Source organism: Parahoeflea halophila (genome assembly GCF_900220985.1).
GTDB lineage: Bacteria > Pseudomonadota > Alphaproteobacteria > Rhizobiales > Rhizobiaceae > Hoeflea > Hoeflea halophila.
On the sequence record NZ_OCPC01000001.1, the window covers coordinates 611,557 to 633,016 of the forward strand.

Below are 21,460 nucleotides of genomic sequence, written 5' to 3' on the forward strand. Positions count from 1 at the left end.
GCCGAAACGCATCAAGCCATGCTAGGGTGTTAACAAGATAGTAAGTAAGAGTTGGTCCGCATGACACATACCACAGCCCATACGCCCGATGAACTCGATGATCTGATCGTTCAGGAAAAACTTCAGGTGGCCCTGGAGTTTCAGCATGATGCGTGGGCTGAAAGCACCGCCGACGGAATCGAGCCGGAGATCATCGCCGATGCCGCCATGATTACCGCAATCCGGGAAACCGTGCGGGCGCTCGGTGAAGAGCAGGCGGAAGCGCTGGTGGAATCACTAAGGAGCCGCATCCTGGCCGGTGAATTTTCTCCAGAACGCATTCTTCAATAAGGTTACCGGCGGGGAGCTACGTGATCAGCAACGGCAGGAGCGGAGTTCAAACGGACTGCTCGAGCTTGCGTCCGTTCGCACTGGCCGCGGTACTTCTTCTGTCTAGTTCCGGCTCCGCCCTCGCCTTGAGTGAACTCAAGCCCGTCCAGGCGCCGGATACGACCATCGAGCAGACCGCCCCACCTCTTGATGAACCGACTATTGGCCAGGACGGCGGGCTGCCAGCTCCAAATCCGATCATCCGCGCGACCCCGCAAGCAGAGCCCGGCGGCATCGGTGGCGCCCCCGGCGCCGAAGCGGACAAGCCAGCGGGCGACGTGACAGTCGAAATCCTGACAGACCCGGCGATGCTGCCCGAATCGGCACAGCGGATGCGTCAGCTGATTCTCGAAGCAGCCGCGACCGGAGACCCCGAAAAGCTTCGCCCGCTGCTCGGCACCGGCCCCACAGCCACGCAACTGGCCTTCAGCCAGATCGATGCCGATCCCGTCGACTACCTGCGCTCGATTTCTGGCGACGCCGAGGGGCAGGAAATTCTGGCCATCCTCATCGACCTCCTCAACACCGGCTTTGTCCGCATCGATGCCGGCAAAGTGGAAGAAACCTATATCTGGCCCTATTTCGCGGCACTGCCGCTCGAAAGCCTGTCTCCGCCACAAAGGGTCGAACTGCTGCGTCTGGTAACCGCCGGCGACGTCGAGGACATGAGGGCCTATGGCGGCTACAATTTCTACCGGATCGGCATTTCGGCCGAGGGTGAGTGGCGCTTCTTCATGGCCGGCGACTGATCACAAGCGCCCTTGCCCGCGGCCACGCTAACGCCTACCTGTGCAGCTGGAATTTCCCAGCCCACGAATTCGGAGTGCCGCACGTGCCAGCCTTGATCCTCCCCGACCGGAACATCGTGCAGGTGGATGGCGCCGACGCCGGACATTTTCTGCAGAACCTGATCACTGCCAACATCGAAGCAATCAAGGCCGATCAAGCGCATGCCTCCGCGCTGCTTACCCCGCAGGGCAAGATCCTGTTCGACTTTCTGATCTCCAGGGCGGGCGAGACCGGCTACCGTTGCGACATCCGCGCCGATCAGACCGACGATTTCATCCGCCGGCTCACCTTGTACAAACTGCGTGCCGCCGTCAGCTTCGAGAAGCTGATCGAAGCCCCGGTTATCGCCGGGTGGGACGGCGATGCACCTGATGGCGCGCTGCGCGACATACGGTTTCCCGAGAATGCGCGTGTCTGGCGCCTTTATGGCGGCGGCTCCATTCTCGATGGCGACCTTGCGGCCTGGAACTCGATTCGCATTGCCCATGGCGTTGCGGAATCAGGCACGGATTTCGCCCTTTCGGATGTGTTTCCGCACGATGTGCTGATGGACAAGAATGGCGGCGTCGACTTCAGGAAAGGCTGCTATGTCGGCCAGGAAGTGGTTTCGCGCATGCACCATCGCGGCACCGCCCGGCGCAGGGTGGTCACTGTCAAAGCGGAGACTGACCTGCCAACAGCCGCCGACCCCGCGACAGAGATGAGCATCTGGGCGGGCGACAAAGCGGTGGGAAGCCTGGGTACGACGGTCGGCAGCTCAGCCCTTGCGATCGTCCGCACCGACCGGGTGGCCGATGCGCTGGCCGGGGAAATTGCGCTGACGGTGGAAGCCGTTCCTGTCACCCTGAGCTTGCCAGACTGGACCGGCCTGTCTTTTGACGGCGGCGGTCCGAGCCACGCGGACGCCTGACCGATGCCACCTGCCGAAAAAGCCCCGCGCGCCTGGCAGCGCATGCTTTCCGGGCGGCGGCTGGACCTGCTCGATCCATCGCCGCTCGATGTCGAGATTTCCGATATCGCGCAGGGGCTGGCGCGCGTTGCACGCTGGAACGGCCAGACCCGCGGTAACCATGCCTTTTCGGTCGCTCAGCACTCCTTGATGGTGGAAGGGATTGTCGAGCGGCTCACCGCAGCCGCGCCACAGACCCTGCAGCTAGCCTTGTTGCATGACGCCCCGGAATATGTGATCGGCGACATGATTTCTCCGTTCAAATCGGTGGTCGGCGGCGGCTACAAGACCGTTGAAACCCGGCTGGAGGCCGCCATCCATATCCGGTTCGGTCTTCCCCCGGTGACACCAAAGAACATCAAGGCGCTGATCAAGCGCGCCGACCGGATCGCAGCCTATTTCGAAGCCACGGAACTGGCTGGGTTTGACGACAAGGAGGCGCGCGCCATCTTCGGTCCACCGCGCGGCATCAGCCGTGACATGCTGGATGTGACGCCGCGCCCGGCCGCAGAAGTCGAAGAGATGTTCATCGCGCGTTTTACGGCAATCGAGCTCCTGCGCCATCCCCGGAGTTCATGACCCATGTCCTATATTCTCGTCTGCCGCCTCAACCAGATCGCCGAGACCGCTGTGTTGCATGGTGCACGGGAAATGGTCAGCCTGCTCGCCGAGAACCAGCACTTCCACCGCCCCGCCGTCATTGATGAGAACCGGCACCTGCTGCTCGGCCTCAACGACATATCGGAAGCCCGCCCCGGCCTGACGCCGCCAGACGAAGCCCACGTCGAACGCCTGATCAACTTCGCCCGGGGCTGGGACCGGCGCGCGCCGCTGATCATTCACTGCTGGCTCGGGATTTCCCGGTCGCCGGCCGCAGCCGCGATCACCGCGCTGGCGCTCGAGCCCGGGCAGGACGAGTTCGCTTTGGCAGAACGCCTGCGCGCCGCATCGCCCTTTGTCACGCCCAATGCCAGGCTGATCGAGATCGGCGATTCCCTGCTCGGACGGGACGGCAGGCTGATCCGCGCCATCAGGGCCATCGGCCGTGGAGCCGACGCCTTTGAAGGCGACCGCATCTGCCTTGCGGTCCGGCCCGGCGACGCGGTGCCAGTTGCCACACCCGCTCGCCCCCTGGGTTGCGGTTGAACGGCCATGGCCAGCGACCTCACCCCTTCCCTGCACATTGGGCTCAACGCCGCGATCGTGGCCGTGACCAACCAGACACCGAGCATCCTGGCCGTTCCTTCGTCACCGGGGGAAGGTTCGGCAGACGGCCTGCCCTTCGGCCAGTTCGACCCCGCCAAGCACCGCACCTTCGAAGCCAGCCTGCGGGCGAGCGTCGAGAGCCAGACGGGACTGCATCTGGGCTATGTCGAACAGCTCTATACCTTTGGCGACCGCGGACGCCACATGCGCAGTAGCGAGGCACGCGACGAAGGTAGCCCGCATCTGGTCTCCGTCGGTTATCTTGCTTTGACTCGTGTCGATGCCGACAACCCCGAAGCTCTCTACGCCACCGGCGCCCGCTGGCACGACTGGTACGAGCTGTTTCCATGGGAGGACTGGCGCAAGGGCCGCCCGGCCATGCTCGATGCAGCAATCCTGCCGCGACTTTCGGCCTGGGCAGAAGAACCCACAAAGCCGCAACAAGTCCCGAGCCGCAAGGCGCGGATCCGGCTTGCCTTCGGGCTTGGCGATTTTCCCTGGGACGAGGAACGGGTTCTCGACCGTTACGAACTTCTCTACGAGGCAGGCCTGCTTAGCGAAGCGGTCGCAGACCAGCGGGTGCAATCCACCGGCCTTGCCTCGCAACTGGGCCACGCCATGCGCTTCGACCATCGCCGCATTGCAGCGACGGCAGTGCAGAGGCTGCGCGCCAAGATCAAGTACCGGCCGGTAATCTTCGAGCTTATGCCACCCGAATTCACCCTCACCCAGTTGCAGACATCGGTGGAGGCGATTTCGGGCCGTCATCTGCACAAGCAGAATTTCCGCCGTCTGGTCGAGGGTGCGGAACTGGTGGAACCGACCGGTGCGGCTAGCGCCGCAACCGGAGGCCGTCCCGCAGCGCTCTACCGCTTCCGCGCCAAGATCCTGGAAGAGCGCCCCGCGCCCGGGCTCCGTCTCGGCGGCCGCGGCTAGCAAATGCGGCCCTGAAGAAGCGATGAAACGAAGATCGCACGCACTTCCTGAGAGCGCGGAACGGGTGCGAACACTCAGACCAGGCTCTCCATCCAGCGCCGGAGCTTGTAGGCCGTCGTGGTTTCATCAATCTCGACATCCCCGAAGCGGACCGGCTGGCCATCGGCAATGGCGCGCTTGAGCTTGACGTTGTGCGCCAGTCCGAGTGGCAGATGGCCAGCTTCCACAGACAGCCTGGCGGGGCGCAATCCGCCGGTCACCGTGTAGCCGCCCTCCCCGTCGAGTATCTCGCCGGCGGCCAGATCGCGCTTGGCGATGGCCGCAACATCCCCATTGAAGCACCGCGCAACGCCGGTCGGCTCTCTGCGCAACCCGACCGAGGCGACCGACACCGGCAGTTCCAGTCCGATCAGGTGCCAGCGCTTGTAGAGCGAGGAATAACGGCCGCTGTCATCGGTCCGGACCAGATATTCCTGGAAGCAGTTGCGCAGATACTCGGTGTCGCCCTCAAACACCACCCAGACACCCTGGCGGATGTCATAGGGCACCGGCCTGCCCTCGCGGGTCAGGGACGAGGCCACCTCGACCATGCCCTTCCGCTCAAGATGGCCGCCTTCGGCCTTCGGCCGCATGATATTGGCCAGATCCTCGGCGCCGCCGACGGGAAACTGCAGACCTTGTGCAGGCACCATCAGGCCGGTGGCATTGGCAATCGCCGAGGACTCGATCGCCGGCTTGGAGCCGTCCAGAAACGAGTTGAACATTTTCGGATTGAGCCGCCCGCGCTCGGCCTTTTCGCGCGAAACACCCCAATGATCCCAGACCGTCTCCGGCGTCGACTTGCGAAATTCGGGCAGCCATTTGTGCCCGCGTCCGGCGGCGGTGACGTTGAAACCGCAGGTACGGGCCCAGTCGACCAGATCGCAGGTCAGCGCCGGCTGATCGCCATAGGCCATCGAATAGATCACCCCGGCCGCTTCGGCCTTGCGCGCCAGCGCATAGCCGCAAAACGCATCGGCCTCGACGGTGACATTGACCACATGCTTGCCGTGATCGAACGCGCCCAGGATGTGGTCGATCGCCGCCACCGGCGCGCCGGTGCATTCAATCACGATGTCGATTGCCGGGTGCGCCACAAGCGCCTGCCAGTCGTCTCCGACATGGGTGCCGCTCTCTTTTGCTGCCTGGTCGAGCGATGCGGCGGCGAAGCGCTCCGGCTCCCAGCCGGCGAACTCCATGTTTGACCGCGCATTCGCCGGCGACAGGTCTGCGACGCCAACCAGATGAATGCCCGCAAGCTTGCGCACCTGTGAAAGGAACATGGTCCCGAACTTTCCGGCCCCGATCATGCCGATGCGGATGGGTTCACCGTCCTCGGCGCGCTTGTTCAACATTGAAAACAGGTTCATCTTGGCGGTCCTCTCCCTGGCCGTCACTGTAACCGTGCCCCTCCCGGCAGGCCTACGGGCCTCTTCTACCGCACTCTTCCGGCCACAGCGAGGCCCTCTCCGGGATGCCCCATTGCCGGGGCGAACTGTGTTTGACCGGGCAAATCCTGCCAAGTGCACAACCAGAACCATGATACGCGACGCTCAGCCGCTGAATCTCGTGGTCAACCGCAAATGATGACGACATGCGCGCACCCGGCCCACATGGACCCAATTCCTTGCTGATACCCGGCTGATTTCGTGCTCATTCGTGATTTCCCTTCTCGCCGGCAACCGCCCGACGCTTCGCAGCGGGTTTCGCAGTCCGCCGGGTGCGGCAAACCCCAGTTCACAGCCATTTCCGGCGCATCATCCCTGGCAATCAGTGACTTGATCGACACGGTTACCTGGTCCGTTTCGAGCTCCAGGAGGGGCCGCGCCTGGGGAAACAAGCCGGCTTCGGTTTACAATCATGTACCAGCCGCGTTAGCCTTTCGTCGCAGACTGGCGCTTTTTTGACCGGCTGCGGCGCCATGGTCGCCCTTATGCAACGGCCATCAGCGCGACAACAACAGAATCGGCAGACGACGAGCCGGTCGAACACAAGACGGGAAAAGCCAATGTACAAGAAGATCATGGTGCCCGTGGATCTTGCACACGTCGACAAGCTGGCGCGTGCACTGGACACGGCGGCCGAGATGGCGAAACTCTACAACGCACCTGTGACCTATGTCGGTGTGACATCCTCGGCACCCGGCCCGCTTGGGCACAATCCGGACGAATACGCAGAAAAGCTGTCCGGTTTCACTGCGTCCCAGGCCAGCACCCATGGCATCCAGACCGATGGAAAGACCGTCGTCAGTCACGACCCGGCGGTCGATCTGGACGACGCGTTGATCGATGCAGCAAAGGACACCGGCTGCGATCTTATTGTCATGGCGACGCATATTCCCAATGTCGCCGATCATTTCTGGCCTTCCAATGGCGGCCGGCTGGCCACCCACACCAATGCATCTGTCTTCCTCGTGCGCGGCTAGGCACGGGCGACGGCACCTGTCACAATAAACACAAGCGGGAGTACACCCCATGAGCGACAACAGCGGACCGGGTATTCCGGCGCCGGAAGGCCCGGCAACTCCGATCGAAACCGAATACGAAGTCGGTCAGGACAATATTTCCATGTCGGTCGGCCCCTTCGGCCTCGACATCCACAATCCGGTCTTTGCAATCTCCGGACTGACAATCGTTGCGTTCGTCTTTATCACCCTGGCCTTTCAGGAGAGTGCCGGGGCTGCCTTCGGCGATCTGCGCAACTGGCTGACCGGTACCTTTGACTGGTTCTTCCTCAGCGCAGCCAACATCTTCGTGCTGCTGTGCCTGTTCCTGATCTTTTCGCCCTACGGCAAGGTTCGCATCGGCGGCAAGGACGCGACGCCGGACTATTCCTATTCCGGCTGGTTCGCGATGCTGTTTGCAGCCGGCATGGGCATCGGCCTGATGTTCTACGGTGTTTCCGAACCGATCTCGCATTACTCCTCCTCCGTCGCGGAGGATGCCGGAACGCCGGACAGCTGGGCTCCGCTCGGCGGTGCTGCCGGCAATACGGCCGAGGCAACCGATCTCGGCATGGCTGCAACGATCTTCCACTGGGGTCTGCACCCCTGGGCGATCTACGCCATCGTCGCGCTGGCGCTGGCCCTGTTTGCCTACAACAAGGGCCTGCCACTCACCATGCGCTCGGTGTTCTACCCGATCTTCGGCGAACGCGTCTGGGGCTGGACTGGCCATATCATCGACACTCTGGCCGTCTTCGCCACGCTGTTCGGCCTGGCGACATCGCTTGGCTTCGGTGCCGAACAGGCCAGTGCCGGTCTCAACCACATCTTCGGCATCCCGGTCACCGATGTCTCCAAGGTTGTTCTGATCGCCGCGATCACCGCGGTCGCACTGGTCTCCGTGGTCGCGGGTCTAGATGCAGGGGTCAAGCGCCTGTCCGAAATCAACATGGTGCTGGCGGCCCTCTTGCTGCTCTTCGTTCTGCTTGTCGGGCCGACCGTTGCGATTGTCACAGGCTTCTTCCACAATCTCTATGAGTATGCCCGCTACCTGCCGGAACTCTCAAACCCGTTCGGCCGCACGGATGACAATTTCCGCCAGGGTTGGACCTCGTTCTACTGGGCCTGGTGGATTTCCTGGTCGCCTTTCGTCGGCATGTTCATCGCCCGCGTCAGCCGTGGCCGCTCCGTGCGCGAGTTCATCACTTGCGTGCTGATCATCCCGTCGCTTGTCTCCGTGTTCTGGATGACCGTCTTCGGCGGCACCGCCATCAGCCAGTTGGTCAATGACGGGTATCAGATGGTTGTCGACGCTCCGCTGGAGCTCAAGCTCTTCGCCATGCTCGAAGCCTTGCCCCTGCAGCAGATCACGTCGTTCATCGCCATTGTGCTGGTGATCGTGTTCTTCGTGACGTCGTCGGACTCCGGCTCGCTGGTGATCGACACCATCACCGCCGGCGGCAAGGTCGATGCGCCGGTGTCGCAGCGCATCTTCTGGGCCACTTTCGAGGGTCTGGTGGCGATCGCGCTGCTGCTTGGCGGCGGACTGGCAGCCCTGCAGGCCATGGCGGTCTCGACCGGCTTCCCGTTTACCATTGTGCTGCTGCTGGCCTGTGTGGCCATCGTCAAGGGATTGCGCAGCGAGCCACGCTAGAAACAGAAAGGGCCGCCGGGAAACCAGCGGCCCTTTTTTCAAGGCGGTTGCTTTCGGCCCGGCGCTTTTGCGGCGGCGGGAACCGCTAGCAAATCACGTAGCCACCCGCGCCTCCCGGCCACGCCACAGAATGAACAGGCCGGAAACGACGATCAGAGACGATCCAACCACCATCGCAAGGCTCAGCTGCTCACCAAACAGCACCATGCCCAGAGCGATGCCAAACAACAGCCGGGTGTATCTGAACGGCGTGACGGCTGACACTTCACCGGTCCGCATCGCTCTCATCAGGCACGAATAGGCGGCAACACCGGCCACAATCGCGCCAAGCAGCAGAAGCGACAATTCACCATTCGGCATGACAAAAGGCGCACCTTGCCAGGCCGCGTACACCCCGCCGGCAACCACAATCGACAGGAAACCATAGAGGCCGAGGACCGTGGTGCTGAGCCCCGCGGGGGCGGCGCGGCTGGCCAGATCGCGACCGGCAAACCCGAGCATTCCCAGGATCGCCAGAATAGAGAGCAGCGAAAAGCTCTCCGTTCCCGGCTGGATAATGATCACGACACCGGCCAGCCCGACGAAAATGGCTGTCCAGCGGCGCCATCCGACGGTCTCGCCGAAAACCAGAGCCGCTCCGGCAACGACGACAAGCGGGGTAGCCTGCAGGATCACGGTGGCCGCCGACAAGGGGATCAGCGAAAGCGCCAGCACATAGAACAGGCGGCCGGTAATCTCGAACACCACACGGGCCAGCATGGGCCGGGATACGACATCCGGGTTGTATAGCGGCTGTCGGCTGACGAGTGCGATACAGGCAAATGCAAGCGCGCCGCCGAAGCCGAAGACGACAAGCACCTGACCAACCGGAAGCACTTCGGAGGCCCCCTTGATGAACGCGTCCTCAATGGCAAACATCGCCATGGCCGCGATCATCCAGAAACTGCCGGCCAGATTGGCCTTGCGGTCCGTCGCAATATGATAAGTCACTGAAAATCCAATACAGGCTCGCGCTTCAACGGCTCCCGCTATATCAGCCAGGCACATGATCTCCGAGAGCTGATTTTCGATCCGCGCAGAATGTTGACAGCTCTCTTCACCTCTCGACAGAAAGCAAAACTCCTCAATTGATCGTCATATCCAGCCCGATATCGAGGGTCGGCGCTGCCATGGTGATCTTCGAGGTCGAGATATAGTCAACACCGGTCTCGGCGATGGCCCGGATCGTGTCGAGATCGACATTGCCGGAGGCTTCGAGCGTGATCTGGCCGCCTGCAGCCTTGTTCATCGCCACCGCCTGGCCGAGCATCTCCGGCCCCATATTGTCGAGCAAGCAAACATCGGCACCTTCATCAAGCACCTCCTGAAACTGCGCAAGCGTGTCGACCTCAATCTCGACCCTGACCAGATGCCCGGCAAAGGCTTTTGCTGCCCGCAGGGCTTCGGAAATGCCGCCGGCAACGGCGATATGGTTGTCCTTGATCAGGATGGCGTCATCGAGACCGTAACGGTGCGACGAACCGCCGCCACAGCGCACGGCATATTTCTCCACGGCCCTGAGCCCCGGGATGGTCTTGCGGGTGCAGGTGACCCTGGCTGGCGTGTGCGCGATGGCGTCTGCAAAGCGCGCCGTATGGGTAGCCACGCCCGACAAGTGCATCAGGTAATTGAGCGCCACCCGCTCGGCGGACAGCAGCCCCCGCGCCGGGCCGGATATCCTTGCGATCATTGCGCCGGGTTCGACCCGCGCACCATCGGCCATCAGCGCCTCGAACCGGATCGCCGGGTTGATCAGCCGGAACGCGGCTTCGGCCAGTGGCAGCCCGGAAATCACGCCCGCTTCGCGGCTGTTCATCTGCGCTGTCGCCTGGCGCTCCAAACCGATCGTGGCGTTGGAGGTGATGTCACCGGCACGCCCCAGATCCTCGCGCAGGGCTGCGCGCACCTGCTCCTCGATCATCAGCTGCGGCAGTTCGGGGAGATAGGCGCTCGTCATGGGTCAGCCTTCCAGGAGGTCGGGGATGATCGCATGGGCCTGATCCAGCGTCACCAGGGTTCGCCGCTTCCATTCCGCCCGTTCCTCGGGATAATCGGTGCGGAAATGCCCACCCCGGCTCTCGGTCCGGTTGATCGCGCAGACCGCGATCAGCTTCGCTGTGGTAATGACATTATCAAACCGAACCGAGTGGCTTTCCCTCGCAAGATGCAGGATCTTTTCGAGCGCCTCGCGCATGCCCGCGCCATCGCGCAACACGCCCAGATGCGCGCTCATCACCTGCCGCAAGGCCACCATGTTGGGGTGAACCTTCTCGGTGATGTGCTCGGAGGTCGTCACCGAACCGTCCTGCCAATCTGCCGGCGCATCGGGCTTGATCTCGGCTTTCATCGTTTCAGCGATGCGGGCGGAAAATACTACCGCTTCCAGAAGCGAGTTCGAGGCCAGCCGGTTGGCACCGTGAGCACCGGTCGAGGTGCATTCGCCACAGGCCCAGAACCCGGGAAGGGACGAGCGGCCATTGATGTCGGTCCAGATGCCGCCCATGAAATAATGCGCCGCCGGAACCACCGGGATCATCTCGCTGGCCGGATCAATGCCCGCTTTCTGACAGTAGCCGAAGACGGTCGGAAATTCGGCCGCGAAATCATGAACTGCCGTGCGGCAATCCAAAAACGCGCCCCTGCCCGCCTTTACTTCGGCAAAGATGCCGCGCGCCACCACGTCACGCGGCGCCAGCTCCGCATCCGGATGCAAGGGCAGCATGAAGCGTTCGCCCGCGGAATTGTGCAGGGTCGCACCATGACCGCGCAGCGCTTCGGTGGCGAGCGGCGCCGGGTCCTCGCCGACATTGATAGCGGTGGGGTGAAACTGCACGAATTCCATGTCCGCAAGCCGCGCCCCTGCGCGCGCCGCCATGCCGATGCCGCCGCCGCGTGCTTCGGTCGGGTTGGTCGTCACCTCGTAGAGATGGCCGACGCCACCGGTTGCCATCACCACATTCGAGCCGGTGAGCCGGTGCAGCTCTTCGCCGCTACCGGCCTTGTCGCGAGCGACGACGCCGGTCACCCGGCCATCCTCGACAATCAGATCCTCGACGACATAGCCTTCCAGCACCCGGATCGACGGCGTCTTGCGCACCGAGGCCACCAGCGCCTCCATGATCGCGCGTCCCGCCATGTCGCCCCTGACCCGGACGATGCGGCTTTCCGAATGGGCCGCTTCGCGACTGACGGCCAGATGACCTTCAAGGTCGCGGTCGAACGGCACGCCGTAGTCCAGCAGATCATGGATACGGGCGGAGGCTTCCGATGCCATCTCCCGGATGATTGCTTCGTCAACGATGCCATCGCCGGCGATGATGGTATCCCTGACATGGGTCTCGACCGTGTCGCCCGGCCCCACCGCAGCTGCGATCCCGGCCTGCGCCCAGGCCGATGAGGCGCCACGGCCAATCGGGGCGGCGGCCAGAACCGTGACCGCCTTTGGCGCCAGCTTGAGCGCGCAGAACAGCCCGGCCAGCCCGCCGCCGATAATCAAAACCTCTTCGGACCGCTTCTCCGGTCGTGGCTGATGGACGGCAAGTGCGGTTGACGCCATGACATGCTCCTGCTGGTCGCGAACGGTGCGGAACCGCCGCCCAGACGTCAGTTTTTCAGATTGACCATCCGCTCGACGGCCAGCCGCGCACGATCGGCAACCGCCGGATCGACCACAACCTCTTCGGTCATGTAAAGCAGGCTGTCGAGGATCTTGGGCAGGGTGATGCGTTTCATGTGCGGGCACAGATTGCACGGCTTGACGAACTCCACGCCCTCAACCTCGCTTTCGATGTTCGAGGCCATCGAGCATTCGGTCACCAGCAGCACCCGCGGCGGCCGCGTGTCCTTGACGTAGTTGATCATGCCCGAGGTCGAGCCCGAGTAGTCGCAGACCGCAATCACGTCCGGATGGCACTCCGGGTGACCGATGATCTCGATCGTCGGATCGGCTTCCTTGTAGGCCAGCAGCTCTTCCGCCGTGAAGCGCTCATGCACCTCGCAATGGCCCTTCCAGGTCAGGATCTTCTTGCTTGTCTGCCTGGCGACATTCATCGCCAGATATTCGTCCGGGATGCAAAGGATCGTGTCCGACTCGAAGCTCTCGCACACTGCCACAGCATTGGAAGAGGTGCAGCACACATCGGTCTCGGCCTTCACATCGGCCGATGTGTTGACATAGGTCACCACAGGCACGCCCGGATAGCGCTCCTTCAAGAGCCGCACATCGGCGCCGGTGATCGATTCCGACAGCGAGCATCCGGCCTTGGCATCCGGTATCAGCACCGTCTTCTCCATGTTCAAAAGCTTCGAGGTCTCGGCCATGAAATGCACGCCGCACTGGATGATGATCTGCTCGTCGACCAGTGTCGCCTCGCGCGCCAGCTGCAGCGAATCGCCGGCAATGTCGGCGACGCAATGAAAAATCTCCGGCGTCTGGTAGTTGTGCGCCAGGATCGCCGCACCGCGCTCCTTCTTGATCCGGTTGATTGCGTGCACGTAGGGCGCATAGACCGGCCACTCGATTTCCGGGATATGATTGCGCACGCGCTCGTAGAGATGCGCGGTTTCGCGCGCTACTGCCGGGGTGTATTTCAACTCCTGACGCTCCATCACCCCGAACCGCTCCGCTGCAGTCTGCGCGCTTTTGGCCGCTCTGGGCTCAGTGATGGTGTCCAACCGGGTCATGGCAAACCCTCCCGTGCTCATAATTTATGCTCAGTTTGAGCATAAATAGGTATCAAAAGAACCCGGCGGTGCCGGGGAACCCTTCACATAGGATGTTGCATGCCCGAATGCAAGTCAGCCAACTGTCGCCACCCCCGGCTCAGGCCGAAGCTGTTATTCGAACAGTTTGGACTTTTCCGCGTCTTCCGCCGGTGCTGATTCCGGGGTCTGAGCCAGGGCGGTTTCCAGCGCGTGCTCGGCCTGTGCTGCGAATTTCACCGCGGGGTTGATGCCCAGCTCAAAGGCTTTGGTCACACCGCCGAGCACGTGCTCGATCCGCACCGATCCTTTGCTGTCTTCGTCGGAGACAAACTTGATCGACAGATGCTCTGCGTCGCCCTCACTGCCGATGACATCGCCGATCGGCTTGGAGAAAAGGCCGACCTTGTTTTCACTCGCCACCTCGGCCCATTCCGGGGCCTTGCGCAGATAGGCGATGAAATTGCGCGCCTCTTCCACCGGCAGCATCATCGCATGCCCGCCACCCTCGGCCCCGTCCTGGGCAGGAATGACGATCGACGCCATCAACAGCATGCCGCGATTCTTGTCCGGCACCGCCGAGCAATAGGTAAAACCGATGCGGTCCGTGGACAGGTCCGTCACCTGGGCGGGATCGCCGATGATCGCGCCAAACGGCGTGATCACAAACTGGCTTTCGGGATCAAAGGTGGCACTGTCCGGGTCGAAATCCTCCGCAATCGCTGCTCCGGTCAACCCGGCCAGCAACGCCCCCACTGCCAGACCCTTGAGAAATACCTGCTTCATCACTGCTGCCTCCCGCCTCTGGATTTGCTCACCTGCAAGCATTTCCAGATGCTTGCCGCCTGTCAACAACCCGCTGCAATTGCCAGCGGACCACAACACCAACGCACCGAACAATCAATTTCACTGATGGTTGCCTTCAAGCAAAGGCACTTGTTCCGGAAGCGGCAATGGCTAAGATCGCCGGACATTTCCAGGAGCCCTCCATGTCCGACACCCGTTCATCCGCAGCGACGCCGCCCCTGCCGTGGCTGATCATCATCGCCGGCTCCCTGATTGCGCTGCTGTCGTTCGGACCGCGTTCGGCGATGGGGTTCTTTCAGCTCCCGATGCTGGCCGATACCGGCTGGGACCGGACAACTTTCGGGCTCGCCATGGCGATTCAGAACCTGTTCTGGGGCCTGGGGCAGCCGTTCTTCGGCGCCATTGCCGACAAATACGGCACATGGAAGGTGCTGGCGCTGTCCTCGCTGCTTTATGCCGGTGGCATGATCGTCATGTCGGTGGCACCAACTCCCGGCTGGTTCTACATCGGTGGCGGCGTCCTCATCGGCCTTGGCGTCGCCTCGGCATCCTTCGGCATCGTTCTGGCGGCGTTTGCCCGCAATGTCGAACCGGGACAGCGGTCCATCGCCTTCGGCATCGGCACTGCAGCGGGCTCGGCCGGCATGTTCGTCTTCGCCCCGCTCGGCCAGGGGCTGATTGACGCCTATGGCTGGCAGGAAGCGCTCCTCTGGATGGCGGCGATGATGTTCATCATTCCCTTCCTCGCCATCCCGTTGCGCGGCAATTCCAGTTCCGGCTCGCAATCGGCCCTGCAGTACAAACAGTCGATCGGCGAAGCCCTGCAGGAGGCGCTCGGTCACAAGAGCTATGTGCTGCTCGTGGCGGGCTTCTTCGTCTGCGGTTTCCAGGTGGCCTTCATCACCGCCCACTTCCCGGCCTATCTGCGTGACATCGGCATCGAAAGTTCGTTTGCGGTGCTGTCGCTGGCGCTGATCGGCTTTTTCAACATCATCGGATCGCTCGCCTCGGGTTTCATCGGCCAGCGCTATTCCAAGCCGATGGCGCTGGTCTGGATCTATCTCGGCCGCTCGGTTGCCGTAACGGCCTTCCTGCTGCTGCCGCAGACAGGCACTTCGGTGGTGATCTTCGCCATCGTCATGGGCTTGCTGTGGCTGTCAACCGTGCCCCCCACCAATGCGCTCGTGGCGATCATGTTCGGCACCGGACATCTTGGTATGCTCGGCGGCCTGGTGTTTTTCAGCCACCAGCTCGGCTCCTTCCTCGGCGTCTGGCTTGGCGGCTATCTCTACGATATCTTCGGCACCTATGATCCGGTGTGGTGGCTCGGCGTGGCGCTTGGCATTTTCGCAGCCATCGTCCATTGGCCGATCCGGGAACAGGCCGTGGAACGGCCGGAACTGGCGGCAGCGGAATAGGGCCGGGCCACGCGTCATACGGCTGTTATGCAACAGGGTGTAAACCCCTCCATCAGACGCAGCCCACGTGACGGAGAAAGCCATGAACAACCAGTTCGAGCCAGACGAAGACATCATCAACCTCACCGAACAGCGCGAAGCGGAAGAGGATGTCGGCCGCAATCCGACCGGCAATCCCACCATGGGCGATGTCATCAATCGCCGCTTCTCGCGCCGCGGTTTCCTCGGCGGATCGCTCGCCGTCACCGCCATCGCGACTACGGTCAGCCCGCTAGCGCTGATGATCGCCGACGAAGCCCGCGCGGAAGGCACGAGCGCCTTTTCCTTCACCGAAGTCGAGGCCGGCGTCGATGAGACCCACCATGTCGCCGAAGGCTACGATGCCGATGTGCTGCTGCGCTGGGGCGACAAGATCTTCGCAGATTCACCCGAGTTCGATCCGACGAACCAGACCCCGGAAAGCCAGCTCAGGCAGTTCGGCTACAACAATGACTATGTCGGCTTCATCCCGCTCGACGGTGCCGATGATCATGGCCTGCTGGTGGTCAACCACGAATACACAAATGCCGAACTGATGTTCCCCAACTGGGCCACCATCGTCACCGAAACCGTCGAGAAGGACGGGGTCAGCAAGACTGTCGAGAAAGTCAAGAACGGCGCGCTCACCAGGGACATCGTCGATATCGAGATGGCAGCCCACGGCGGCACGGTCATCGAAATCCGCAAGCAGGACGGCAAATGGGCGCCGGTCCTGGACAGCAGCATGAACCGCCGGCTGCATGTCGGCACCGAGATGATGCTGACGGGACCGGCCGCTGGCCACGACCGCCTCAAGACCAACGCCGATCCGACAGGCACCAAGGTACTCGGCACGCTCAACAACTGCGCCGGCGGCGTCACCCCTTGGGGCACATGGCTGATGGCGGAAGAAAACTTCCATGGCTACTTCATCGGTGAATTGCCCGAAGGTCACCGCGAAGCCGAAAGTTACAAGCGCTACGGCGCGCCCGCCGGCTGGTACAACTGGGGCCAGCACCACGACCGCTTCGATGTCGCCAAGGAGCCCAATGAACCCAACCGCTTCGGCTGGGTGGTCGAGGTCGATCCGATGGACCCGAATTCGGTACCGAAGAAGCGCACGGCCCTTGGCCGGATGAAACACGAAGGCGCAGAAAGCGTTCTCAACAAGGATGGCCGGGTGGTGTTCTATAGCGGCGACGACGAGCGCTTCGACTATGTCTACAAGTTCGTTACCGCAGCCACGTACAATCCCGATGATCGTTCTGCCAACATGGACCTGCTTGACGACGGCACACTCTATGTCGCCCGCTTCAACGAGGACGGCACCGTCGACTGGATGCCGCTGGTGCATGGCGAAGGCCCGCTGACCGAAACCAACGGCTTTGCCAGCCAGGCCGACGTGGTGATCGAGGCCCGCCGCGCCGGCGACCTTCTCGGCGCCACCAAGATGGACCGTCCGGAAGACGTGCAGCCTAACCCGAAGACCGGCAAGGTGTACTGCATGCTGACCAACAACACCCGCCGCAAGGAAGGTGACGAGAACCCGGCCAACCCGCGCGCCGGCAACGCCTTCGGCCACATCGTCGAGATCACCGAAACTGACGGCGATTTTGCCTCGACCAGATCGACCTGGGAAATCCTGCTCAAATGCGGCGATCCCTCGGTCGCCGAAGTCGGCGCCAGCTTCTCTTCGGCCACCAGCATCAACGGCTGGTTCGGCATGCCCGACAATTGCGCCATCGACACCGAGGGCCGGCTTTGGGTATCGACTGACGGCAATTCGGGGAAAAAGACCGGCCGCACCGATGGCCTCTGGGCCGTCGACACCGAAGGCGACGCACGCGCAACCTCGAAACTGTTCTTCCGGGTTCCAGTCGGTGCGGAAATGTGCGGCCCGCTGTTCGATCCGACGGGCGAGACCGTCTTCCTCGCCGTCCAGCACCCGGGCGACGAAGGCCTCGCCACCTATGAGCAGCCCGCCACCCGCTGGCCGGATTTCCGCGACGACATGCCGGTTCGCCCGGCCGTCGTTGCCGTCACCAAACAGGGCGGCGGCAAGATCGGCATCGCCTGACAGGTTCGGATCTGTCGGAAATGCAAGGGCGCCCACGGGCGCCCTTCCTTGTTTCAATGATCCCGGTCGGCGACCGTCCACAATCCGGGTCCTGCCAATCCTGGATGGCGCGCAATCGTGCGGCGAACGGAATTTGCGATCGGCTTCCGTAACCTGGACTTCATTGAAGCCGGCAAAGCCGAGTTGACCGCTTGCCAGGCAGCGCCACTTAACGCATCAGCCGGTCGATGGGAAAGATCGCACAGGTTTCGGTGCCGTGCGCCAGGAGCTTGCCCGAACTGTCCCGCAGATAGGCTTCGGAAGTGGCAATGGTCCGGCCGCGATGCACGATCCGGCCCTCGCAACTCAACTCCCCCATATCCGGAAGGATCGGCCGGGTCAGGTTGAGCTTGAACTCCACCGTGGTGTAGCCCTCGCCGGGCTTGATCATTGTCATCACCGCGCAGGCAAGCGCGGAATCCATGATGGTCGACGCCCATCCGCCATGCACCGTGCCGAGCGGGTTGAGATGCTCCACCGTCGGCGCGCCGGTGAAAACGATCCGCCCCTCCTCTACGGTGGTGAGCCAGAAATTGAGCGTCCTGCCCATCGACGCTCCGGGCAGCCGTCCTTCGAGAATGCCCTTCATCACCGAAAGTCCACCCTCCCGCGCCACCACATCAAGCGGCACTACGCCGGCGATCTGTCTGTTGGACCTTGGGTGGGCGTCATCAAGGCGGTCTGTGGTGTCGGTCATCACATCTTTTCCTGAACAGGGGGCTGATCATGCCGCGGTTGCGGCATGGCGCGCAAGGCGGCGGTGCAAAAGCTCTCTCGGCTGATCGGTGGGTCGACACCGCGCGGTTCGAACACATGCCGGTTGAGAAAATACCCGGTCAGCCGGAACGCCTGGGCCAGCATATCGGCATCGGTGCAGGCCTTCGTTCGGTCCGGCAGGAACGCCGGCAGGGCGAGAAGCCGGTCCGCCCAGGGCGCGCCCGCCTCCGCGGACACCGCCCGCCCCGACTTCGGCGACACATAGACAAGATCGGTCTCAGCGCCGGTCGCCGCACACTGGCTGAGATCGAGACCGAAGCCGAGATCCTCGAGCACGGCGAGCTCCAAACGCACATAGAGCGCGCCGGCTTCCTCCGGCGTGACGAGACTGTCCAGAATGATGGCGAAGGCATCATGCAACCGCGGATGATTGTCACGTTCTGGCAGCAGTCTGAGCAGCGCCGCCATCGCCTGAACCCCGTGCACGCCAATGGCGCTTTCCATCAGCCGCCCGGCGCGGGCGGTAAGAAGTTCAGTCTGATATTGCCCCAGATGCTCGTCGAGCCGTGCGCGCCAGACCAGGTCCACCGAGTTGCCCGGCTGCAGTACCGGTTGCAGGCGCTTGGAGCGGCCACCGCGAACGATACCGAGATGCCGACCATGCGCCCGTGTCATTACCTCGGCAATAACCGAGGTTTCACCGTGCTTGCGCAGGCCCAGGATGATTCCCTCGTCTCGCCATTCCATCGCGTGACCTTGCGCGCTCAGTGGGGAAATTCAAGCCCCATCTCTCGGTAGCGCTCGGGATCATTGCCCCAGTTTTCACGCACCTTGACGAACAGGAACAGATGCACCTTCTGCTCGAGGATCTCGGCGATTTCCTTGCGCGATGCCTGACCGATGGCCTTGATCGCCTCGCCCTTGTGGCCGAGCACGATCTTCTTCTGGCTGTCGCGCTCGACATAGATCACCTGCTCGATACGGACCGATCCGTCCTTCTTCTCTTCCCAACTCTCGGTTTCGACATGGGAAGCATAGGGCAGTTCCTGATGCAGCCGCAAAAACAGCTTCTCGCGCGTGATCTCGGCCGCCAGCTGCCGCATCGGCAGATCCGAGATCTGGTCCTCGGGATAGTACCAGGGCCCTTCAGGAAGCGTTTTCGCCAGATACGCCATCAAATCCTTGCACCCCGAACCGTTCAGTGCGGAAATCATGAAGGTTTCGTCGAATTTGGCTTTCTCATGAATGGCGGCGGTCAGGGCCAGGAGCGTCTCGCGCTTGACCTGGTCGATCTTGTTGATCACCAGGATCTTGTGTCCATCCCGCTCGGCCAGGGAATCAAGCAGCGCTTCCGCCTCGCCCTTGATCCCGCGCTCGGCGTCGATCAGCACCAGCACCAGATCGCCATCCTTGGCGCCGCCCCAGGCTGTCGAGACCATCGCCCGGTCGAGCCGCCGTTTTGGCGTAAAGATGCCGGGCGTGTCGATGAAAACGATCTGGGTGCGGTCATAAATGGCAATGCCGCGCACGATCGCCCGCGTCGTCTGCACCTTGTGCGAGACAATGGAAACCTTGGCGCCGACGAGCTGGTTCATCAGTGTCGACTTGCCGGCATTGGGTGCGCCGATCAGCGCGACAAAGCCCGAACGGGTGGGGCCCTGCGGTTCGGCCGGTTTTGCGTCTGTGTGGGGTGTATCAGTCATCATCCTGTCCTGCGTTTGCCTGCCAGACGCCTTCGCGTTCGAGCAGTGCCGTTGCGGCGGCCTGTTCTGCGGCTCGCTTGGAACGGCTTTCTCCTTTAGCAGGCTCAGTGCCTTCGACCGTCACGGTCACCTTGAACACCGGTTCGTGATCGGGCCCTGACCGGTCGGTCACCCGGTACACCGGCGTCACACCGTGGCTGGCGTGGGCCCATTCCTGCAATTCCGTCTTGGCGTCCCGCCTTGCCGCGTCCTCGGCAAAGGCCCGCGGCTTCCAGTGAGTGTGGACGAAGGCCCGCGCAGCCTCCAGCCCGGCATCCAGATAGATCGCCGCGATGATCGATTCTACCACATCCGCCCGGACATTGAGCATCCGTTTGTCAGCCACCTGCTTCACGTCCGCACCGGTCCGGATGAACTCGTGCAAGGCAAGCTCGTCAGCCACTTCGGCACAGGTCTGCGCACTGACGAGCTGGTTGAGGCGAACCGACAGCTCGCCCTCGCTGGCTTGCCGGAAATGGTCAAACAGCATTTCCGCCACGCACAGGCCGAGCACCCGGTCACCCAGAAACTCCAGCCGCTCGTAATTGCCACCGGCGGGGTTGCGCAGGCTGGAATGAGTCAGCGCCCGCTCGAGCCGTTCCGCATTGGCAAAACGGTGACCGATGCGCTCCTCGACACGGGCGACGACTTCGGCTGTCTTTTTCGCTGCGCGCTTCATCGCTGCGCGGATTTGAAGAATCGGCCGAGCCGAACCTCGGTTGGCCACTTCCAGATTTCCAGCGGCGACGCACCTTCTCCGATCGAGAAGAAGATGATCGTCGCGCGGCCGATGAAGTTCTCGAGCGGCACGTAACCAACTTCAAAGCGGCTGTCCTGCGAGTTGTCGCGGTTATCGCCCATCATGAAGTAATGGCCATCGGGCACCACGAATTCACGGGTGTTGTCGCCGGGAGAATTGGGTGTGAGATCAAGCGTTGTGTAGCTCACGCCATTGGGCAGGGTCTCTTTGTAGACCGGCACATCGTCACTCTGGCTGTATTTGCCTTCCGGCTCGTAGCTGCCGACAAGCTCGCGCTCGACCGCTTCACCATTGATGTAAAGCACGCCATCGGTCATCTGGATGCGGTCGCCGGGAAGCCCGATCACGCGCTTGATGTAATCGATTTTGGGGTTGCTGGGCAGCCGGAACACTGCCACGTCACCACGCTCGGGCTCGCTGCTCCAGATCCGTCCCTCGAACAGGTCCGGTGAAAACGGGATGGAATACTTGCTGTACCCATAGGAGTATTTCGAAACGAACAGATAGTCGCCGACCAGCAGCGTCTCCATCATCGAACCGGAGGGGATGCTGAAGGGCTGGAAGAACAGCGTCCGGATAATCACCGCCAGCAACAGCGCCTGGGCGAGCACCTTGACGTTTTCCCAAAGTCCGCCGGACTGGTCTTTTTTTGTATCTGACACGCGTTGAATTCCTCAGCTAGGGCGCGGAAGCGCTTTCTCTAGCGCTTTGCATCGTTCGCGGCAACACCACTGGCCAATGTGCCGCATTATGCCCG

21 protein-coding genes are annotated in these 21,460 nt (G+C 62.5%); 10 read left to right on the forward strand and 11 right to left on the reverse strand.

Annotation, left to right across the window (positions count from 1 at the left end):
- Positions 1-60 precede the first annotated feature (60 nt).
- The 6 genes from CRO46_RS02960 (at position 61) to CRO46_RS02985 (ending at position 4,249) form a co-directional block, all read left to right on the forward strand.
- Positions 61-330, forward strand: a complete 270-nt coding sequence (locus CRO46_RS02960; RefSeq protein ID WP_097106449.1) for a hypothetical protein — start codon at positions 61-63, stop codon at positions 328-330.
- Positions 331-455: 125 nt separating this feature from the next.
- Positions 456-1,118 carry a hypothetical protein gene (locus CRO46_RS02965; protein ID WP_143438932.1) on the forward strand — a complete coding sequence of 221 codons (663 nt, stop codon included), beginning with the start codon at positions 456-458 and terminating at the stop codon, positions 1,116-1,118.
- An 83-nt stretch (positions 1,119-1,201) separates the two neighbouring features.
- Positions 1,202-2,068 carry a CAF17-like 4Fe-4S cluster assembly/insertion protein YgfZ gene (ygfZ, locus tag CRO46_RS02970; RefSeq protein ID WP_097104907.1) on the forward strand — a complete coding sequence of 289 codons (867 nt, stop codon included), beginning with the start codon at positions 1,202-1,204 and terminating at the stop codon, positions 2,066-2,068.
- Between the two features lie 3 nt (positions 2,069-2,071).
- Positions 2,072-2,686 carry a YfbR-like 5'-deoxynucleotidase gene (locus tag CRO46_RS02975; RefSeq protein WP_097104909.1) on the forward strand — a complete coding sequence of 205 codons (615 nt, stop codon included), beginning with the start codon at positions 2,072-2,074 and terminating at the stop codon, positions 2,684-2,686.
- A 3-nt stretch (positions 2,687-2,689) separates the two neighbouring features.
- Positions 2,690-3,253: a tyrosine phosphatase family protein gene (locus CRO46_RS02980; RefSeq protein ID WP_097104912.1), complete on the forward strand. Its 564-nt coding sequence runs from the start codon at positions 2,690-2,692 to the stop codon at positions 3,251-3,253.
- Positions 3,254-3,259: 6 nt separating this feature from the next.
- Positions 3,260-4,249 carry an NUDIX hydrolase gene (locus CRO46_RS02985; protein WP_097104914.1) on the forward strand — a complete coding sequence of 330 codons (990 nt, stop codon included), beginning with the start codon at positions 3,260-3,262 and terminating at the stop codon, positions 4,247-4,249.
- 74 nt (positions 4,250-4,323) lie between these two features.
- Here CRO46_RS02985 and CRO46_RS02990 read toward each other — a convergent pair whose 3' ends face one another.
- On the reverse strand, positions 4,324-5,658 hold the full coding sequence (locus CRO46_RS02990; RefSeq protein ID WP_097104917.1) for an NAD(P)H-dependent oxidoreductase: 1,335 nt from the start codon (positions 5,656-5,658) through the stop codon (positions 4,324-4,326).
- Positions 5,659-6,296: 638 nt separating this feature from the next.
- On the opposite strand from CRO46_RS02990, the gene CRO46_RS02995 reads away from it, so the two are divergent.
- Positions 6,297-6,713 carry a universal stress protein gene (locus CRO46_RS02995; protein WP_097104920.1) on the forward strand — a complete coding sequence of 139 codons (417 nt, stop codon included), beginning with the start codon at positions 6,297-6,299 and terminating at the stop codon, positions 6,711-6,713.
- Between the two features lie 49 nt (positions 6,714-6,762).
- On the forward strand, positions 6,763-8,385 hold the full coding sequence (locus CRO46_RS03000; protein WP_097104925.1) for a BCCT family transporter: 1,623 nt from the start codon (positions 6,763-6,765) through the stop codon (positions 8,383-8,385).
- A gap of 93 nt (positions 8,386-8,478) precedes the next feature.
- Here CRO46_RS03000 and CRO46_RS03005 read toward each other — a convergent pair whose 3' ends face one another.
- From CRO46_RS03005 to CRO46_RS03025, 5 genes are all read right to left on the reverse strand, one after another.
- Positions 8,479-9,375: a DMT family transporter gene (locus CRO46_RS03005; RefSeq protein WP_244577751.1), complete on the reverse strand. Its 897-nt coding sequence runs from the start codon at positions 9,373-9,375 to the stop codon at positions 8,479-8,481.
- Between the two features lie 133 nt (positions 9,376-9,508).
- Complete coding sequence (nadC, locus tag CRO46_RS03010) at positions 9,509-10,381, reverse strand: carboxylating nicotinate-nucleotide diphosphorylase (protein WP_097104928.1); 873 nt, start codon at positions 10,379-10,381, stop codon at positions 9,509-9,511.
- Positions 10,382-10,384: 3 nt separating this feature from the next.
- Entirely contained in the window at positions 10,385-11,980 is a 1,596-nt protein-coding gene (locus CRO46_RS03015; protein WP_097104930.1) for an L-aspartate oxidase, read from the reverse strand.
- 47 nt (positions 11,981-12,027) lie between these two features.
- Positions 12,028-13,107, reverse strand: coding sequence for a quinolinate synthase NadA (gene nadA / locus CRO46_RS03020; RefSeq protein ID WP_097104933.1), 1,080 nt, complete (start codon positions 13,105-13,107; stop codon positions 12,028-12,030).
- Positions 13,108-13,260: 153 nt separating this feature from the next.
- Positions 13,261-13,911 carry a hypothetical protein gene (locus CRO46_RS03025; protein WP_143438933.1) on the reverse strand — a complete coding sequence of 217 codons (651 nt, stop codon included), beginning with the start codon at positions 13,909-13,911 and terminating at the stop codon, positions 13,261-13,263.
- 203 nt (positions 13,912-14,114) lie between these two features.
- Here CRO46_RS03025 and CRO46_RS03030 point away from each other — a divergent pair, with 203 nt between their 5' ends.
- The gene (locus CRO46_RS03030) at positions 14,115-15,350 is read left to right on the forward strand and encodes an MFS transporter (protein WP_097106452.1); all 1,236 of its coding nucleotides are present in this window, start codon (positions 14,115-14,117) and stop codon (positions 15,348-15,350) included.
- Positions 15,351-15,432: 82 nt separating this feature from the next.
- Positions 15,433-17,445, forward strand: coding sequence for a PhoX family protein (locus CRO46_RS03035; protein ID WP_097104939.1), 2,013 nt, complete (start codon positions 15,433-15,435; stop codon positions 17,443-17,445).
- Positions 17,446-17,653: 208 nt separating this feature from the next.
- On the opposite strand, the gene CRO46_RS03040 is transcribed toward CRO46_RS03035, so the two are convergent.
- The 5 genes from CRO46_RS03040 to lepB are packed head-to-tail and all read right to left on the reverse strand — an operon-like array spanning position 17,654 to position 21,365.
- On the reverse strand, positions 17,654-18,181 hold the full coding sequence (locus CRO46_RS03040; RefSeq protein WP_097104942.1) for a PaaI family thioesterase: 528 nt from the start codon (positions 18,179-18,181) through the stop codon (positions 17,654-17,656).
- Positions 18,181-18,948: a DNA repair protein RecO gene (gene recO, locus CRO46_RS03045; protein ID WP_097104945.1), complete on the reverse strand. Its 768-nt coding sequence runs from the start codon at positions 18,946-18,948 to the stop codon at positions 18,181-18,183. Before recO ends, CRO46_RS03040 begins: the two co-directional genes overlap by 1 nt.
- A 17-nt stretch (positions 18,949-18,965) precedes the next feature.
- On the reverse strand, positions 18,966-19,904 hold the full coding sequence (era, locus tag CRO46_RS03050; RefSeq protein ID WP_097104949.1) for a GTPase Era: 939 nt from the start codon (positions 19,902-19,904) through the stop codon (positions 18,966-18,968).
- Positions 19,897-20,622 carry a ribonuclease III gene (rnc, locus tag CRO46_RS03055; protein ID WP_097104951.1) on the reverse strand — a complete coding sequence of 242 codons (726 nt, stop codon included), beginning with the start codon at positions 20,620-20,622 and terminating at the stop codon, positions 19,897-19,899. Before rnc ends, era begins: the two co-directional genes overlap by 8 nt.
- Entirely contained in the window at positions 20,619-21,365 is a 747-nt protein-coding gene (gene lepB / locus CRO46_RS03060) for a signal peptidase I (protein ID WP_179758928.1), read from the reverse strand. The genes rnc and lepB overlap by 4 nt, the downstream gene beginning before the upstream one ends.
- Positions 21,366-21,460: the final 95 nt, after the last annotated feature.

Coding starts and splice junctions, on each gene's coding strand:
- CRO46_RS02960 (WP_097106449.1), top strand. CDS start 61: ATGACACATACCACAGCCCATACGCCCGATGAACTCGATGATCTGATC.
- CRO46_RS02975 (WP_097104909.1), top strand. CDS start 2,072: ATGCCACCTGCCGAAAAAGCCCCGCGCGCCTGGCAGCGCATGCTTTCC.
- CRO46_RS02980 (WP_097104912.1), top strand. CDS start 2,690: ATGTCCTATATTCTCGTCTGCCGCCTCAACCAGATCGCCGAGACCGCT.
- CRO46_RS02985 (WP_097104914.1), top strand. CDS start 3,260: ATGGCCAGCGACCTCACCCCTTCCCTGCACATTGGGCTCAACGCCGCG.
- CRO46_RS02990 (WP_097104917.1), bottom strand. CDS start 5,658: ATGAACCTGTTTTCAATGTTGAACAAGCGCGCCGAGGACGGTGAACCC.
- CRO46_RS02995 (WP_097104920.1), top strand. CDS start 6,297: ATGTACAAGAAGATCATGGTGCCCGTGGATCTTGCACACGTCGACAAG.
- CRO46_RS03000 (WP_097104925.1), top strand. CDS start 6,763: ATGAGCGACAACAGCGGACCGGGTATTCCGGCGCCGGAAGGCCCGGCA.
- nadC (WP_097104928.1), bottom strand. CDS start 10,381: ATGACGAGCGCCTATCTCCCCGAACTGCCGCAGCTGATGATCGAGGAG.
- CRO46_RS03015 (WP_097104930.1), bottom strand. CDS start 11,980: ATGGCGTCAACCGCACTTGCCGTCCATCAGCCACGACCGGAGAAGCGG.
- nadA (WP_097104933.1), bottom strand. CDS start 13,107: ATGACCCGGTTGGACACCATCACTGAGCCCAGAGCGGCCAAAAGCGCG.
- CRO46_RS03025 (WP_143438933.1), bottom strand. CDS start 13,911: ATGAAGCAGGTATTTCTCAAGGGTCTGGCAGTGGGGGCGTTGCTGGCC.
- CRO46_RS03030 (WP_097106452.1), top strand. CDS start 14,115: ATGTCCGACACCCGTTCATCCGCAGCGACGCCGCCCCTGCCGTGGCTG.
- CRO46_RS03035 (WP_097104939.1), top strand. CDS start 15,433: ATGAACAACCAGTTCGAGCCAGACGAAGACATCATCAACCTCACCGAA.
- CRO46_RS03040 (WP_097104942.1), bottom strand. CDS start 18,181: ATGACCGACACCACAGACCGCCTTGATGACGCCCACCCAAGGTCCAAC.
- recO (WP_097104945.1), bottom strand. CDS start 18,948: ATGGAATGGCGAGACGAGGGAATCATCCTGGGCCTGCGCAAGCACGGT.
- era (WP_097104949.1), bottom strand. CDS start 19,904: ATGACTGATACACCCCACACAGACGCAAAACCGGCCGAACCGCAGGGC.
- rnc (WP_097104951.1), bottom strand. CDS start 20,622: ATGAAGCGCGCAGCGAAAAAGACAGCCGAAGTCGTCGCCCGTGTCGAG.